General features: G+C 46.5%; 14 protein-coding genes. 2 read left to right on the top strand and 12 right to left on the bottom strand.

The features are described from left to right. Positions 1-103: 103 nt before the first annotated feature. A complete protein-coding gene (locus SRRS_RS09510) occupies positions 104-1,093 on the bottom strand; it encodes a beta-ketoacyl-ACP synthase III (RefSeq protein WP_371368258.1) in 990 nt (329 codons plus the stop codon). 207 nt (positions 1,094-1,300) lie between these two features. On the opposite strand from SRRS_RS09510, the gene SRRS_RS09505 reads away from it, so the two are divergent. Both SRRS_RS09505 and SRRS_RS09500 read left to right on the top strand, forming a co-directional pair. Continuing rightward, the gene (locus SRRS_RS09505) at positions 1,301-2,224 is read left to right on the top strand and encodes an RluA family pseudouridine synthase (protein ID WP_371368256.1); all 924 of its coding nucleotides are present in this window, start codon (positions 1,301-1,303) and stop codon (positions 2,222-2,224) included. A gap of 19 nt (positions 2,225-2,243) precedes the next feature. Next, positions 2,244-2,882: a YigZ family protein gene (locus SRRS_RS09500; RefSeq protein WP_371368254.1), complete on the top strand. Its 639-nt coding sequence runs from the start codon at positions 2,244-2,246 to the stop codon at positions 2,880-2,882. Positions 2,883-2,922: 40 nt separating this feature from the next. On the opposite strand, the gene uraA is transcribed toward SRRS_RS09500, so the two are convergent. The 11 genes from uraA to SRRS_RS09445 form a co-directional block, all read right to left on the bottom strand. Then, a complete protein-coding gene (uraA, locus tag SRRS_RS09495) occupies positions 2,923-4,230 on the bottom strand; it encodes a uracil permease (RefSeq protein WP_371368252.1) in 1,308 nt (435 codons plus the stop codon). Between the two features lie 234 nt (positions 4,231-4,464). Continuing rightward, positions 4,465-5,844 carry an adenosylmethionine--8-amino-7-oxononanoate transaminase gene (gene bioA / locus SRRS_RS09490; RefSeq protein WP_371369781.1) on the bottom strand — a complete coding sequence of 460 codons (1,380 nt, stop codon included), beginning with the start codon at positions 5,842-5,844 and terminating at the stop codon, positions 4,465-4,467. Continuing rightward, entirely contained in the window at positions 5,844-6,581 is a 738-nt protein-coding gene (gene bioD, locus SRRS_RS09485) for a dethiobiotin synthase (protein WP_371368251.1), read from the bottom strand. The genes bioA and bioD overlap by 1 nt, the downstream gene beginning before the upstream one ends. Positions 6,582-6,585: 4 nt before the next feature. After that, a complete protein-coding gene (gene bioF / locus SRRS_RS09480) occupies positions 6,586-7,761 on the bottom strand; it encodes an 8-amino-7-oxononanoate synthase (protein ID WP_371368249.1) in 1,176 nt (391 codons plus the stop codon). Further along, complete coding sequence (locus SRRS_RS09475) at positions 7,745-8,527, bottom strand: 6-carboxyhexanoate--CoA ligase (RefSeq protein WP_371368247.1); 783 nt, start codon at positions 8,525-8,527, stop codon at positions 7,745-7,747. Before SRRS_RS09475 ends, bioF begins: the two co-directional genes overlap by 17 nt. Beyond that, positions 8,517-9,008: a hypothetical protein gene (locus SRRS_RS09470; protein WP_371368245.1), complete on the bottom strand. Its 492-nt coding sequence runs from the start codon at positions 9,006-9,008 to the stop codon at positions 8,517-8,519. The genes SRRS_RS09475 and SRRS_RS09470 overlap by 11 nt, the downstream gene beginning before the upstream one ends. A 3-nt stretch (positions 9,009-9,011) precedes the next feature. Then, on the bottom strand, positions 9,012-10,019 hold the full coding sequence (gene bioB / locus SRRS_RS09465) for a biotin synthase BioB (RefSeq protein ID WP_371368243.1): 1,008 nt from the start codon (positions 10,017-10,019) through the stop codon (positions 9,012-9,014). Positions 10,020-10,382: 363 nt separating this feature from the next. Beyond that, positions 10,383-11,465, bottom strand: a complete 1,083-nt coding sequence (locus SRRS_RS09460) for a nitrogen regulation protein NR(II) (protein WP_371368241.1) — start codon at positions 11,463-11,465, stop codon at positions 10,383-10,385. Between the two features lie 159 nt (positions 11,466-11,624). After that, a complete protein-coding gene (locus tag SRRS_RS09455) occupies positions 11,625-12,293 on the bottom strand; it encodes an oxidoreductase (protein WP_371368239.1) in 669 nt (222 codons plus the stop codon). Positions 12,294-12,306: 13 nt separating this feature from the next. Next, entirely contained in the window at positions 12,307-13,452 is a 1,146-nt protein-coding gene (locus SRRS_RS09450; RefSeq protein WP_371368238.1) for an HD-GYP domain-containing protein, read from the bottom strand. 137 nt (positions 13,453-13,589) lie between these two features. Further along, positions 13,590-14,333, bottom strand: coding sequence for a DUF169 domain-containing protein (locus SRRS_RS09445; protein WP_371368237.1), 744 nt, complete (start codon positions 14,331-14,333; stop codon positions 13,590-13,592). Between the last annotated feature and the right edge of the window lie 122 nt (positions 14,334-14,455).

The raw sequence follows: 14,455 nt of genomic DNA, 5'->3' as shown, positions 1-14,455 counted from the left end.
CCAGGCGAAAGTTATACTTTCCATCAGGATAAAAAAAAGTCCGGCTCCTGCGAAACACAGGAACCAGACCTTTGCATTTAAAATATTTCTATCTACAGCTTGGCTAAAACCACCTAATAATAGCTGCGCCCCAGGTCAGTCCCCCGCCAAAACCGGCCAGCGCAATTACATCATCTTTTTTTATCCGGCCGTTTTTAACGCCTTCATCCAGTGCAATGGGAACTGATGCCGCTGAGGTATTGCCGTATTTATCAACATTAACCACAACCTTGTCCATGGGAAGCCCCAGACGATTTGCTGCCGACTGGATAATTCGCAAATTGGCCTGATGTGGAACAAGACAGGTTATATCCTGGGGAGTAAGCTGCGCGGCGGCTAGTGCTTTCTTAACCGTTTCCCCCATTACCTTTATGGCAAATTTAAAAACTTCATTACCGTTCATCTGGATAAAGTGAAGTTTATTGGCAATAGTCTCAGCGGTAACAGGTTGGCGTGTTCCTCCCGCAGGCACCTTCAGAAGATCGCCGCCGGTACCTTCCGCCCCCAAATCAAAGCCAAGAATACCATAGCCCGGTTCAGTCTCACCTAGCACAACTGCACCGGCTCCGTCACCAAACAAAATGGCTGTATTCCTATCCTCTTTGTCGGTGATGGTAGACAACGTTTCTGCGCCGATGACCAATATTTTGCGGTATGTCCCATTCTTTATAAAGGCACTTGCAGTAACAAGTCCATAAATAAACCCTGAGCAAACGGCGGTAAGATCAAAAGCCGCCGCATTGTAGGCTTTTATCCTATCTTGAACAAGACAGGCCACTGATGGAAAAAACATATCAGGAGTAACTGTTCCAACTATGATTAAATCAATTTCTTCAGGGCCGATTCCTGCATCCGCAAGCGCTTTTTCAGCAGCTTTAGCTGCTAAATCTGAAGTTGCCTGCCCCTCTGTTACATTACGCCGCTCGTGGATACCGGTTCGTTCTACAATCCATTGATGCGATGTGTCCATCACTTTTTCCAAATCATAATTCGTAATAACTTTTTCAGGAACATAGGAGCCTAATCCTAAAATTCCTACAGATATTTCACTCACTAACTGTCCTCCTTATAAAGTATCTCGTGATCTATTTATATTTGCGTCAGCAAATTTGGCCAGAAAAAAAACAACTCCTAAAACGAGTTATTTTTACTCTATCCATAAATCACCAGAAAAATACCTTTTTTCCTATCTTACTTTGCTTTAAAGATGCTTTTGTATTATCATAACATTTATATAACAATAAGGAAAGAAGGCTTTGTGTTGAAATCATTTCAAACGCACAAAATCTCACAAGAATATTCCGGCCTTACTATAGAAAATTATCTCAAACAGATTCTTCATTATTCCGGACGAAAAATACAAAAGCTGACCCGGCAAAAAGGTCTTTTTATAAATGGCAAGCCGGCCTTTCTACAAAGACAGCTTAGAGTAAATGACAGTTTGCGGGTGTTAGTTTTTGAGGATTGCTCCTACGGCGTACAGCCTGAACCGGGAGCAATTGAAATCCTATACGAAGATAACCACCTGCTGGTCTTAAGTAAGCCACCCTTTCAACTTGTCCATCCTACTGGACAAACTACCGGGGGTACATTAGCGAATTTTCTGGCACACCATTTCGCCGAACGTAGCATCATAAGTACCATTCGGCCTGTCCATCGGTTAGACAGAGATACCTCCGGCTGCGTAATCTTCGCAAAAGACGCTCATAGCCAATCCCTGCTGGAACAGCAATTACAAGCAAGGAGACTCAAACGTACTTATTGGGCCCTAGTTAAAGGCACAGTTGAGGCACCTTCTGGAACTATCGATGCTCCCATTGGGGCTCACCCTACTTTAGCCAATCGGCGCGCCGTTACTTCGAAAGGAGAACAAGCCGTTACCCATTATCGGACAATCCGTAAATTTCCCGATGCGACACTTTTAGAGCTAACCTTGGACACCGGCCGTACCCATCAAATTCGCGTGCATTTGGCTGATTTGGGCTACCCCGTGCTTGGTGACCGTATGTATGGCAGCCGTTCGCCCCTTATATCCAGACAAGCTCTGCATGCCGTGTCAGTTAGTTTTGAACACTTAGAGACCAATCAGCCTGTTACCGTAACGGCTCCACTCCCTGCTGATTTTGAACGGCTTATGTCTTATTATGAAAAAACATCTACCTCTTCGGCAGCAACAAGTGTATAGTAAAACATGAGGTGTATTTATGCTACCAGCTTATCGTACCGTCAAACAGCCAAGTGAGGCTAGATTAGAGATTAACAAATCTTTGTTTATCGCCTATGTAACCCCTGCCGATACCGAAGAAACGGCTGCTCAGTTTATTGAAGAAATAAAAAAACGCCATAAGGAAGCCAATCATAACTGTTCGGCTTATGTCATCGGCCAGCATGGTCAATATCAAAAAGCTGACGACAATGGTGAGCCCAGCGGCACGGCCGGCAAACCAATCTTAGAAGTTCTACTTAAATCCGGCGTTAAGAATGCCGTCATTGTAGTCACCCGCTACTTTGGCGGCATCAAGCTTGGCGCCGGCGGCCTAATTCGCGCCTATACCAAAGCCGCCGCTGACGGCCTGGAGGCGGCCGTAATTATCGAAAAACAACTGCACACCAGGATGATCATCTCCCTTGATTATTCTTTGCTCGGAACGATGGAGAATCAATTACGTCTTCATAATTATCCTATCGAAAATAAAGAATTTACCGATGTAGTTAAAATTGCCGCCTTAGTCCGCAAAGGCGAAGAAGAACAATTGCGTGAGTTAATCGCCGATTGCACCGCTGCTAAAGCTACTATAAAAATAGCAGGCAAACTATATCTGGATGCTGAACTGGAAAAATAGCAGCGCCGCGTTTGCGGCGCTGCTATTTTTCTATATCTGTTTAGGCATTTGCCTTAACAGATGATTCATCGACCTCTGCCGCTTGCTCTGCTAAGAGTCCCATTTTGCCGAAGATCTCAAAGCTCAGGCTGATAACTACCGCTACTACCGTACCCAATGCCATGCCTTTTAGCTCAACGGCCCCCAGCTTGACGGCTGCACCGCTGATTCCAAGAATCAGTACTGTAGAGGTTAAGATCAGATTTTTAGCTTGCGTGTAATCTACTTTTTTCTCAACCAGCATGCGAATACCGGCTGCCGCTATGACCCCGAACAGCAGGATACAGACCCCGCCCATAACCGGTACCGGGATGCTGCGAATAAGTGCGGCCAGCTTGCCTACAAAGGAGAGAACGATCGCGAAGGTTGCCGCACCGCCGATTACCCAGACACTATATACTTTGGTAATTGCCATTACACCAATGTTTTCGCCATATGTGGTATTGGGGGTGGCGCCGACAAAGCCTGACAAGACATTTGAGATACCGTCGGCAAACAGTGAGCGGTGAAGTCCAGGCTCTCTGATCAAGTCGCGATCAACAATATTTCCGGTAACAACCAAGTGGCTGATGTGTTCAGCCAGCACTACCAGCATTGCCGGTAAGATGATCACCATGGCACTTACGTTAAATTCAGGAGCATATATTGTAGGAACTTGAAACCAAGGAGCATTTGCTACACTGTTTAGGTCGACAATTCCGAGGAAAAGGGACATGACATAACCGGCAACTACACCAATGAGCACCGGGATGACTGCGAAGAAACCGCGAAACAATACGGAACCCGCGATGGTTACTGCCAGCGTGAAGACTGATACCATTACTGCCTTGTCCGCCGGGATGTTTAGCTGCTGCATCATATCACCGGACAAGCCTGCCATGCTGACTGCAGCCGGGGCTAACTCCAGACCGATGGTCGCAACAATAGCTCCCATGGCAGCAGGCGGAAATACTACGTCAATCCACTTGACACCTACTTTTTTCACGATAAGTGACATGAGGATGAAGCACAGGCCGAACAGAATAAAACCGCTTTGTGCTGCCGCATAACCATATTGCGACATAATGAGAAAGACAGGCGAGATAAAGGCAAAACTGGAACCAAGATAGGCTGGGATTCGGCCTTTGCAAATAAACAGATAGATAAGAGTGCCGATACCATTCATTAATAAGCAAGTTGCCGGATTAACTTTAAATAAGAACGGAACAAGTACCGTTGCGCCAAACATGGCAAATAAGTGCTGTAAGCTAAGCGGAATAGATTGGTACAAGGGAAGCTTGTCTTCAACCTGGATAATACGTCTGGACATCGAGAAATCCTCCTTTGATTACCCCGGTACACAATATAAAAGCCTCCCGCATAAGCGAGAGGCTGCAAAGTCGCGTAAAGAGACTATCATTGCGTACCTTGCCGGCCTCTCTGGACCGTCTTAAAGGTTCTTTTGTTATAGTATAGTAAACCATTCCTGTTTTGTCAATGCCTACTAACTATCCTGTAACTAACCCGCTCTAACCTGACAGCTTCCACCTGAAGCCAGTCTACTTTATAAATCTGTTGGCTGCAGGTCGTTATCAACATGCCCGCCTTCCGTAATCTCTTTAATTGCCCGGGCAATAATGTCCATCATTTCTCCAAGCTCACCCACGGTACTGGCCAATGGCGGCATAAAGACAACAACATCACCGATAGGGCGGATAATCAGCCCTAATTTACGGGCCTGCAGACACACACCGGCGCCGGCGGCCTGTTCCCACGGATAGGGAATTTTCTTTATTCTGTCCAGCATTAATTCAATACCGATAATCAAGCCACGCTGCCGTACTTCGCCCACATGCGTAAGCTCCCTTATTTCAGCAAGCTTTTGGGCGACAACAGCTATTTTGGGGGCAAGCCCGGCAATTACTTGTTCTTCACGGAATATCTTAAGATTGGCCAGCGCCGCCGCACATGCCAGCGGATTGCCGGTATAGGAATGACCATGGTAAAGAGTCTTCTTCTCTGCATAACCGCCTAAAAAGGCTTGATAGATTTCATCGGTTGTCAATGTGGCTGCAAGCGCTAGATAGCCGCCGGTTATACCCTTGGACAGCATCATCATATCTGGAGTAACGTTTTCGTGCTCACAGGCAAACATTTCGCCGGTACGGCCAAAGCCTGTGGCCACTTCATCGACAAGCATAAGCACATCATATTTGCGGGTAAGCTCCCGTACTTTTGCCAAATATCCGGGTGGGGACATCAGCATTCCAGCCGCGGCCTGCACTAACGGTTCAATAACCAGACCGGCAATTTCCTCATGATGCGCAGCCAATACCTGTTCCAATTTATTGACGCATAGCATACCGCAGCTTGCCGGGTCTGATGCTAACCGGCAATGATAGCACGACGGAGCCGGAATTTGTACCGGAGTAAATAACAGTGGCTTAAATATGCGGTGAAATAAATCGATACCACCAACACTCACTGTGCCGACTGTATCGCCATGATAAGCCTGTTCTAGCGAAATAAACTTCTGCTTGCCCGGTTTTCCTTTATGCTGCCAGTATTGAAAGGCCATTTTTAACGCCACTTCAACGGCTGTTGAACCGTCATCTGAGTAAAATACCTTATTTAATCCTGCCGGAGTTATCTCAACTAACTGTTCGGCCAGTTCGGTCGCCGGGATATTGGCTAATCCCAGCATGGTAGTGTGCGCTACCTTGCCAAGCTGTTCAATAATGGCTTCATCAATTGCTGCCTTACGATGGCCATGAATGTTAACCCACAAGGAAGACACTCCGTCATAGAATTCATTGCCTTCGGTGTCAATAAGTTTGATCCCGTTGGCAGCAGCAATCGTTTTTTGCGGTTTTGCCTCCCATTCCTGCATCTGAGTAAAGGGGTGCCAAACATACTGTTTATCTTTCGCTTCTATATCCTGCATCACTTCTCACCTCTCATGCCTTGTAGCAACTGGTCAATGGCTAAATGCTGTTCTGCCAATCCAGCCAGTTCACGCATTGACACTTGGTCCTCTTGCACTACCGGAACCGAAGGAAACTTCCCCAGTACCGGTAATCCTGTCAAACGTTCTATGTATGCCACATTACTTGTTTCTAATAGGGTAACTTTATCTTCATCCCAGCGGTTAACGATAATGCCGGCCAGCTTAATACCCCGCTGTTTAGCATACGCTGCCGTCAGTACCGTGTGATTAATCGTTCCCAGATTGGGTCTAACAACAAGCACCGCCGGTAAGCCCAGCTCCTCAATCATATCGGCAACAAGATAATCCTGCCAGATAGGAGCAGTAATACCGCCAACGCCTTCAACCACTGTAACTTCAGAGTTCTCCAGCATGTGCCGGCAAGCGCCGTTAAGCTTGGCTACATCAATAGTTATGCCACACGCCTCGGCGGCTACGGCCGGTGTCAGGGCCGGTTCCAAACAAACCGGATTAACCTCGTGCCGCCGTTCTTCCCCCATTCCGGCGGCCGCCATCAAAAAATTGGCATCTTCGGATACTAGCTGTCCATTTATCCCTGTTACACAACCTGAGGCTACCGGTTTAACAACACCGATTTTTATCCCGCGTTCCCGTAAAGCAGCGGTAATAGCGCCGCTGATAAAGGTCTTGCCTACCTCAGTATCTGTTGCCGTAACAAACAATCCTTTACTCATCCCATTACCTCACAATCATTTCCGACTGCTTAACTGTTGCAACAATCGTATTAACAGCCGCAGCCAACTCTTTCCGGTCATGAGAAGCCGTTACCGTAAGCCGGAGCCGGCTTGTGCCTACGGGCACAGTCGGCGGCCTGATAGCCGAAATAATAATCCCCTGCTGTTTTAGTTCAGCCGTCAGCTTCACTGCCTTGTCGGCATCCCCCACGATGACGGGGATAATCGGCGCCACGCCGTCAAGTACCACCGGCATTTGGGCATATTCCAGTAGTTGCCTTACAAGCTGGGCATTTTCCTGTAACCGGGTAACGAGCGCAGGCTGAGCTCTTAATTGGCGCAGGGCAGCTAAACCAGCCGCGATCGTCGCAGGCGCTAAGGCTGTGGAAAAAATAAAACTGCGCGCCTTGTTCCTTATGTACTCGATAAGTTCCTGCGAACCGGCCACAAAGCCGCCTTCCGCCCCTAAAGCCTTACTGAGTGTCCCCAACTGTACCTGGACCTTATCCTGAACGCCGAAATAGGCAGCCGTACCATGTCCGCCCGGCCCGATGACACCGGTGGCATGAGCATCGTCAACCATGACAATGGCTTCATACTGTTCGGCCAAGGCAACGATTTTATCCAATGGCGCAATATCACCATCCATACTAAAAACTCCATCAGTTACGATAAGCCGCTTGCCCCGGCAAGATGTAGCTTTTAGAAGCTCTTGCAATTGTTCCATGTCACTGTGGCGATATACAACCACCCGTGCCCTCGATAACCGGCAACCGTCAATAATGCTGGCATGATTAAGCTCATCACTGAAAATAACATCTTCCGCTCCAGCCAAAGCACTGATAACGCCGACATTAGCCATATACCCGGTATTAAACACAATAGCGGCCTGGGTATCTTTGAAATTTGCTAACTCCTGTTCCAACTCGTCGAACAGCGGATGTGTCCCGGTAGTCAGCCTCGCCCCGCCCGAACCCGTTCCATACAGCCGTACCGCTTCAATTGCTGCCTGCTGCACTACCGGATCATGGGTCAACCCCAAGTAATTATTAGAAGCTAAGAGCAGGTAAACTTGACCGTTTTCCTGCACATGCGTCGCACTGACAGGGTTGTAAACAATGGTTTGGCGATAAAGTTTTTTAGCCTTTACCTTCTCTAAATAGTCACCTAGAAACTGCATCGTTAGTCTCCTCTGCCGGCACTTTAACCATCACCGGCCGGTATTGTAAATAGTCGGTCAATTGCGCCAGGTCGGTATTCTCCTTAACGAAAAAAACTCTACCGCCAATCGAGCAGCCATATGGTTTTAAATTCGTAAACCGGGTGTAAACCGTTGCCGAAGCAATATATCCTGTTGTATATTCCGGATCATCTGACCAGCATAACTCGGCAACAACCCCTGGGGCTGACAGCACTTTAGATGCTAAAACCAATGCCTCCCGAATATGCATGTTGCCATATCCCTGCCGTCGCAGCCAATTCAAATAGGCCTGATTATCGGCAATATCCATCCGTGAAACGCGAATTCCCCGTTCACCGCTGTCATCCAGCCGCTTGCCTGTTTTCGCACACAATACCATCGCTCCACGCATACTGCCTTGCAAGCCGGCCACAGCCGCTACCCCGGCGCTAGCTGCGGCCGGAGCTACCCCGGCTTTAATCAGCTCAGCCTGCGCAGCCTTACGGCCTGCCGGAACATCTGACCCGGCTACTGATTGAATAGGTAAGCAGGTAATTTCCTGCACATTGTTCCGTGAAACGGTTTCGACAATCAGATTGATAAAGTCGGCGCTTCCTTTACTGTGCGATACTGCCCGCTCCAGCATTTCCGCCGCAACCTGCTTCCACTCTGCTTCACCCACCAGCCGTTCGGCTCCCGAAATATGAGTACCGCCTTGTTCATGCGCCCCACCCTGAGCCGCCCGCATCCGAACGCTATACAGCATCCCCGGTCACCTTGCCTTTCCGGATTTTTACCCGCTTGAGCACGACGGTAAGCGGCCACGCCAGCAAAGCCGTATAGCACATTCCGGGAATAGCTGCCATCACTAACGGTATTGCCGCCTTACCAATAATACCGCCTAATGCCAGCCGCGCCACCGCAGAGCCTACAGGCCCCACCAGTGCCACTACCGGCCAGGAACGGCCAAACGCTACAATTATCAGGCCAACGGTTAAACGAAATATCATGGCAATTCCAACATTGAGCAGGGATTGCGTTCCCAGTATCAAGCCGGCGGCGCTTGATACTATGCCTGCTGTCATATACTTGGTAAAGCCAAACACTGCACAGATTGCTACGGCCAGCGGCGCCGACAGTTGAAATTCTGTCCCCGGAAATATCCCGGGCAGCTTAAAGGTTCCCGTTATCGTTATAAAAGCGGCCAACAGACTAACTTCTGTTATCCAACCCACTCTGCTGTTCATTTGTTAGTCCCTCAGAGTATCGCTTGCCGACAGCGGCTGTAAGCCTAAATCCTTAACCATAGCCAAATCCATATCGTACCTGCGTCCGCCTGTTGTCAGATAACCGCCAATTAACATACCGTTGATACCACCCATTAAGCCGATAGCCTGTAAGTCCCTTAGATTTACTTCGCGCCCGCCGGCTGTCCGAATCCCCTTCTCAGGCATAATGAACCGGAAAAGCGCAAAAGTCTTCAAAATCTCCCGCGGCGGCACAGGTGGCTGCCCAGCCAGAACTGTACCTTTTATCGGATTGAGGATATTAAGGGGTACGGAGTGAACCCCGAAGGCCTTAAGTTCAAAAGCCATGTCAATCCTGTCTTCCATGGATTCACCTAAACCGATAATTCCACCGGAACATACCTCTAAACCGGCTTCATGGGCAGTACTGATAGTAACTGCCTTATCATCATATGTATGGGTTGTGCACACGTTAGGATAGAAGCTGCGGCTGCTCTCGATATTGTGATGATAGCGGCCAACTCCCGCCGCCTTTAGCGCTTTGGCTCTCTCCAGTGTGAGTGTTCCAAGTGAAGCACATACCATTAATTTTGTTTCCTTTTTAATCCGTTCCAGCGCAGCGATAATTTGAGGAAAATCATTATCGCCGTCCACACCTCTGCCGCTGGTAACTATGCTAAAACGCAATGCACCACCATCTTGGGCCTGTTTGGCAGCAGCCACGAGTTCGTCTGCGCTTAGCAAGGGATACACGGAAATATCCGCCTTATGATGTGCCGATTGCGCACAAAATGCGCAGTTTTCAGAACACATGCCAGATCGGCCGTTGACAATGGCACACAAGTCTACTTTGTCCCCCACAAACTGCTGTCTTATTCTGTCGGCCATAGCCAAAAGAAACGGTAATTCCTGATCTTCCACAGTGGCTAAAGCCAACGCTTCTTCCCGGACTATTTCACCACCGTTCAATACTTTGTTACCAAGCTCCAGGATTAAATCAATTTTTGACATTTTACTACCTCCGTCCATTGTAAACCTATTTAAAATATTTAAGTTAACCATATTTGCATACGTTAACCGTTAAAATTTTACTGGTTAACACTGAAAATTATACTATGAATCTGTCCCTCTGTAAACCAAAATTATTTAGAAGGTTAACCAATATTGACAGAGAAATTAAAGTTCTCGCTAGCAAGACGGTTGTTCCTGGCACTAAAATGACCCTCGAAGGCGGCATTACCTGGTTTCATTACGCCTTCTTATCGACCCAAATACAACAAAATTGCCCGATTAAGTAAAAGTAAGGCGACTTACCTAACTGGTAAGCCGCTTTTGATTGTGCAATATCTTTTGTTATTACGTTTCTCCATGATTTCAACGCGGCATCTCAAACGTAAAGATTGTTCCGTTCGCACTCGTTTCGTACTCCAATCTCGCATTATGACGCTGAGCAATAGCATAGCATACAGATAACCCTAATCCAGTACCATTACTCTTAGTAGTAATGAACGGGGTACCAATTTGTCTCTGAACAGATTCAGGTATTCCATCCCCTTGGTCCGCAATTGATAAACTAATCGCACTCGGCGTACATGCTGTCTTTATTGATAATAGTCCTGGTTTTTGCATTGCTTCCAAACCGTTCCTTGCAAGATTCAAAATTAGTTGCCGGATTTCTTTTTCATCAATATAAACCTCCGGCAGATTATCTTCTTTGGTAAAATGCAGTCTGTGGCCTTGGAGATTCGCGTCGGCCTCCATTAATGGCAATAAGATTTCGATAATTTCATTAAGGCTCTTGCGCTGTTTTTCAATTTGCTTATTTTTGGCGAGGGAAAGAAACTCACTGATAATGGCGTTTGCCCTGTCAATTTCCTCAATCATTACTTTTAGTGTTTTCTTTTGTTGATTAAATTCCGGCTTTTTCTCTAAATGTTGCAGATAACCGCGGACAGTAGTCATGGGATTGCGCACTTCATGACTTATACTTGCCGCCATTTCTCCTACTAGATTTAACCTATCCAGTTTGGCAATCTGGCTTTCCATTCGTTTTTGCTCTGTAACATTCCGCAAACAGAGGATAACAAATTCAACTTCACCTTGTTCATCAAGCAGCGGAAAAACAACCCAATCCCAGTATGTGGGTCCTGCTGTTGGATTGTCAGGAAAGAGAAATGGTCGTGCATAAGCCCTAACAGGCTGTTTCGTATCGACTGCCTGTTGAAACAACTGCTTCGCTTCATTAGACGGATATAAGTCAAAATGGTTTTTTCCGATAAAGTCTTCTGGCTTTCGGTAATTATCTCGTGCATAAGTTTCATTTACCTTGCAAAAATTGAACTTCCGGTCAAGAATGGCTACTCCTTCAAGATTATACTTAAAAAAGGATTCCAATATCCGTTCATGTTTCTGCTGCTGAATTTTAAGCTTATAGTGTGAATCTTGCAAATCATCCACTTGTTCGAGTCTCCTTCGCGTCTAGAATCAACCATAAGACCATGCTTAAATTTATAATTTCTTGATTTCCAATCCAAATCCTGCCATATTTATCATTGAGTTATAATAAAAACAGCCAAGATGCTCTGCTAATCTTTCTCCAGCAAAGCATCCTGGCTGTCATTTTATCATCTGGTTAATATCCCGGGACTCATAAATATGAATTCCTTCTTGTTGCCTAGCAGCCACAAGCTGCATGGCCATCGCCACCGTTTGTCCTTTGATAGGCTTGACCCGGCGAAAAAATCCTATAAAAAATGGTGCAAGTATGCGGCTGGCGATTGTGGCTACTTTCTCACCCACCCGGAATTCCCGGCGATCTCCTAATAGCAGCGAGGGGCGGAATATCTGCAGGGCGGCAAAATCTTTTTTTGCCAGCGCAGCCTCCACTTCCCCTTTAACCTTATTATAAAAGAACGGGGATTTGGCGTTCGCGCCAAGGGCCGAGACCAAAAGAAATTGCTTAGCGCCGGCCTGTTTAGCCCTATCTGCAATAAGTAAAGGATAATCTTTGTCCACTTTCTCAAAAGCGGCCTTGCTTCCCGCCTGTTTCATAGTTGTGCCAAGACAGCAAAACACATCATCAACTGCGTAAAACTCCCCCTCAAACTCGGCAAGCTTGGCAAAATCCGTAACAACCTCTCTGAGCTTGGCGTGTTTTATCTGTAGTGACCGTCTCGTTAATACACGTATTTCCTGATATCTTGAATCTGCAAGCAATAGCGGCAAAAGCTGAGAACCAATTAACCCGGTCGCACCTACTAGTAATGCAGTTTTCTTATTCAACAACGTCCTCAAGCTCCTAACAAACTAATTTGGTTATTTTTATCTTTCGATGTCCGCCAATATCCAAAATCTTACCGTCAGAAAAGCGAATTAGGCAGCTTTCCTTACCGGTGCGGTTCCAAAACACCAACTGCCCGGTGCGCCCGTCGTTCAATGTTACAAACCGGCCAATAAGCGTTTCGCATAACTCCTGCAGAAACGGTGTAGTATGCTGAGGCGAAAACTTACCCGAAAAGCTGTCACTTTGAATGGTTTCTATAGCAGCAAACGGTGATACTTCCTGTCCATATACCTTTTTCGATGTCATGGCATCATAAACATCTGCTATGCCAATAATCTTCGCGAATAAATGGTTTTTCGAACCATTTGTCTTGAGTGGATAGCCTGAGCCGTCGTCACGCTCATGATGCTGAAGCACGCCATAACGGACGCTATCCGGAATCTCCTTGAAATTCCGGAAAAACTTAAAAGCAAAAGCAGGATGCTGACGCACCAAATTAAATTCCTCTTCTGTGAGCTGTTCAGTTTTATAAAGAACTTGCATCGGGATTTCTAGTTTGCCAATATCGTGCAAAACTCCCGCCATAACTAAGTTCCGCTGTTGGCTTGGCTGAATCGCTCCACTTAGAGTACCAATGATATTGGCCAAAATCCCGACATTGACCGAATGATGAAACAAATAATCTTCCGAACGATTTGTCGTATGCAGTAAAGCAGTAGCACTAATACCGCGCATAGACAGCTGCAGCAGAGAATCAACAATTTCATTTAGCAGGTCACAATCCAAATGCTTTTCAAGCTTAACCAACGTAAAACACCGTTTTAAGTTTTTCAAAGCAGTGTTATATATATGTAAAAAATCATTCTCTTGTTCTTGAGCGCCCTCTGGAATATCAGGTTCGCAATACGCAACAGGGACATCTTCTTCTGACTCTTCGTCTGTTTCCGGACAGCCTTCTACAACATCGCCACTTTCGATCGTCCGGCGAATTCGGACAGCTTCAACCCCGTAAGTGAGTATCCTCTCAATATGTTTTTGGGTAAGTATGGTTCCAGCGTAAAGCAATATTCCGCCATCAGCCGAAAATACTGTTTCTCCTAGTTCTAATCCTGGATGCAGTTGGTTAACCTGATATCGAGCAATACTATATTTTTCAGCCATATGTTTCTCCCTTTCTGGACGCCGCTCAAACTAAACCGTTAAAAGTATTTTTAAACGTATAAAATGAATCTAACTCTCATTATTAGCTATTTTAAAAAATTATTCAATATACTTACTAGTTTTTTTATCTGTAAGTGTTACAATCTATCCGGAATACGCTCTGCTACTTTGTGCCAGTCATGCTTATCCAGAAAACTGCCTGGCACATTGTCTTCCATTTCTTTAAACATGCCGAACGGTACACTGAACGACAGCAAATCCGCATCAATAACCGGCCGCGCAGTGATATCTGTCATCCCAACCACTGCCCGGGGACGTTCTTTGGCTGTTTCTCCCCACGGAATCAAACATACCGACTGGCAGCCCGCACCAAAAGGAATGACAACATTATCATTACCGGTACGCCCATAATTCGCCAAAACCACTAGCGCAGACAACTGATCCGGATTAGCGTAAAAGACCACTACCCTTGGTTCTTCTTTGCTGCTATCGACATCGGCCAACGGTTTAAAAACGACATACTGCTCCGGAATATCTGTAATAGGCAGAGCATCAACAAAAGTGCTTGCCAGTTCAGGAGTTTTTTTGTACGCTTCCCCTTCCCGGAAACCTTCTTTCCCTGTGGATAAAAAGTATTCAAAGCCACCGGGAAACTGCGGATACATATTTCCTAGTCCAAGGCCTACGCCACCCCCTAAACAGCCAAACGTACTGCGGCTAAACACAACCTGACGCCCCTTAGCTGCCGCAGTCATTAACGCTGCTACACACCCCCAGCGTCCTTCGGCAAATTCCAAAGCGCCTTGCGGTTTTTCGTTAGTAAATAAAATAGCAACCGGAAAATACCTGAGTTTTAGACGTTGTGCGATTTGACTCTGCATAACCTCGCCTCCATGCTATTTAAATATTCTAGTAAAAATATTAGCGATCATTGGTTATTCTCCTGTCAGCTTAATGTAAATATTTTCAAGGACAAATAATAAGGCCTACTCGCTGCTCTCAG

Source organism: Sporomusa rhizae (assembly GCF_041428845.1).
Lineage (GTDB): Bacteria > Bacillota > Negativicutes > Sporomusales > Sporomusaceae > Sporomusa > Sporomusa rhizae.
This window is presented reverse-complemented; position numbering and strand designations above follow the sequence as displayed.

What these genes read in the sequence shown, in the direction of transcription:
- SRRS_RS09500 (WP_371368254.1), top strand. Translation starts at nt 2,244, where the DNA reads ATGCTACCAGCTTATCGTACCGTCAAACAGCCAAGTGAGGCTAGATTA.
- uraA (WP_371368252.1), bottom strand. Translation starts at nt 4,230, where the DNA reads ATGTCCAGACGTATTATCCAGGTTGAAGACAAGCTTCCCTTGTACCAA.
- bioA (WP_371369781.1), bottom strand. Translation starts at nt 5,844, where the DNA reads ATGCAGGATATAGAAGCGAAAGATAAACAGTATGTTTGGCACCCCTTT.
- bioD (WP_371368251.1), bottom strand. Translation starts at nt 6,581, where the DNA reads ATGAGTAAAGGATTGTTTGTTACGGCAACAGATACTGAGGTAGGCAAG.
- bioF (WP_371368249.1), bottom strand. Translation starts at nt 7,761, where the DNA reads ATGCAGTTTCTAGGTGACTATTTAGAGAAGGTAAAGGCTAAAAAACTT.
- SRRS_RS09475 (WP_371368247.1), bottom strand. Translation starts at nt 8,527, where the DNA reads ATGCTGTATAGCGTTCGGATGCGGGCGGCTCAGGGTGGGGCGCATGAA.
- SRRS_RS09470 (WP_371368245.1), bottom strand. Translation starts at nt 9,008, where the DNA reads ATGAACAGCAGAGTGGGTTGGATAACAGAAGTTAGTCTGTTGGCCGCT.
- bioB (WP_371368243.1), bottom strand. Translation starts at nt 10,019, where the DNA reads ATGTCAAAAATTGATTTAATCCTGGAGCTTGGTAACAAAGTATTGAAC.
- SRRS_RS09450 (WP_371368238.1), bottom strand. Translation starts at nt 13,452, where the DNA reads ATGGCTGAAAAATATAGTATTGCTCGATATCAGGTTAACCAACTGCAT.
- SRRS_RS09445 (WP_371368237.1), bottom strand. Translation starts at nt 14,333, where the DNA reads ATGCAGAGTCAAATCGCACAACGTCTAAAACTCAGGTATTTTCCGGTT.